The sequence below is a fragment of the Cetobacterium sp. ZWU0022 genome, assembly GCF_000800875.1.
Taxonomy (GTDB): Bacteria; Fusobacteriota; Fusobacteriia; order Fusobacteriales; family Fusobacteriaceae; genus Cetobacterium_A.
The window spans coordinates 1-1,377 of record NZ_JRJZ01000187.1; the positions used below are offsets into that span (position 1 = coordinate 1).

1 protein-coding gene is annotated in these 1,377 nt (G+C 27.2%); it reads right to left on the reverse strand.

The window, feature by feature from the left end:
- Nucleotides 1-346: 346 nt before the first annotated feature.
- Nucleotides 347-1,153 (reverse strand): hypothetical protein, encoded by an 807-nt coding sequence (locus tag L988_RS12525; RefSeq protein ID WP_047384757.1) that lies wholly within the window; start codon nt 1,151-1,153, stop codon nt 347-349.
- Nucleotides 1,154-1,377: the final 224 nt, after the last annotated feature.

Consider the following 1,377-nt stretch of genomic DNA (forward strand, 5'->3'; position numbering starts at 1 on the left):
AAAAGAGTTTTAATAAAAAAAATACGCCGGAAATATGCCGGCGTAAATTAAATATTACTTTTTAAAGTTTCTAATATCTCACTAATATGCTCTAATTTTTTTATTTTTTCATTTTGAATAATGTATGAGAGAATAGATTTTTCTATCAAAGATAGATTTGAATCTTTTTCTTCTATTTCTGGATATTTGTAAGCCTCTCTTAAAGCTATATGTATTTAAAGCTTCCTTTGGAAAGCTATTTTTAGCAAGCTTACATTCAAATTTCTCTGATTCTTTAAGTTCAATAAGTATATCTTTTATTTAAAGCTTAAGAATAAAAAAATTCTCAGTTTTTAAAATTATTTTTTCAAACGTTTAATTCTGTCAAATTCGTATAAAAATTTGCAACTGGACTATTGCTAGGTAAAAATTCCTCTACGCATTTTTTAAGTGCTTTTAGAACTTTTAAATAGCCATATTTTTCTACTGTCGGAAGTATAACTTTATAATAAAAATTTTTAGCTGTAGAAAATGATTTTTCCACACGTTTTTTAAAAAGAGAATTTTCGGCAATTATCTTTTCAACTTGATTCTCAATATCAAAGTTTAAAGAGTCAAAAAAACTAACTTCAGGATCCCCTTCCCCTTTTATTTTTTCTATAGTTCTATCTTTTTCAATAAGGTTTCTATATTCTATTATTATATTGGCTAAATCTGTACAATCTTTGGTTAAAATAAGCCAAGGGTTTGTTGATTTAGCCAATTCATTGACCTCTTTTAGCAGATGTTCAAGCAGATATGACCAAGGGGCTTCGTCTAAATTAACCAGACTTTCTTTAAATTTTTTCAAGTCATTTTTCTTTTCAAGGCTCAACATTAAAACCCATCCGCGGTAAGTCAAAGCGTATGACATCGTGTTACTAACTCTTTTATTATTTTGATTTTTTGTTAATAGATTGTATTTTATTAAATTTTTAATAAGAGTTCGAATCTCTGCTCTTGAAAAATATGGTTGAAACTCTTGAATTTTAGTACTCGACATTTTGAGCCACAGCTCATCAGATGAATTTTTATTAAAGAGTATTTTTTGTTTTGAAAGATAATAGATATTTTGTAAAAAGATAGATTCATTAATTCCTATTTTTTTAGCTAAACTTGCGTTAAAAAAATGCATAATCCCTCCTCATATTCTCAAAATATTTAAACAGGAATGTAGCGTAGAAATGCTCTAGTACTATATACCTTGGGATTGCGGAATTGTCAAAATTTTTTACAGGGTATTTACTATACCAAAAAACGTAATACATTCCTCTAATACTATTGACTTTTTGTAAAGTGCGGGGTACCATGATAATAATTACGGATCTATGTTACCTGAAAGTAAAAAGTCTAATAATT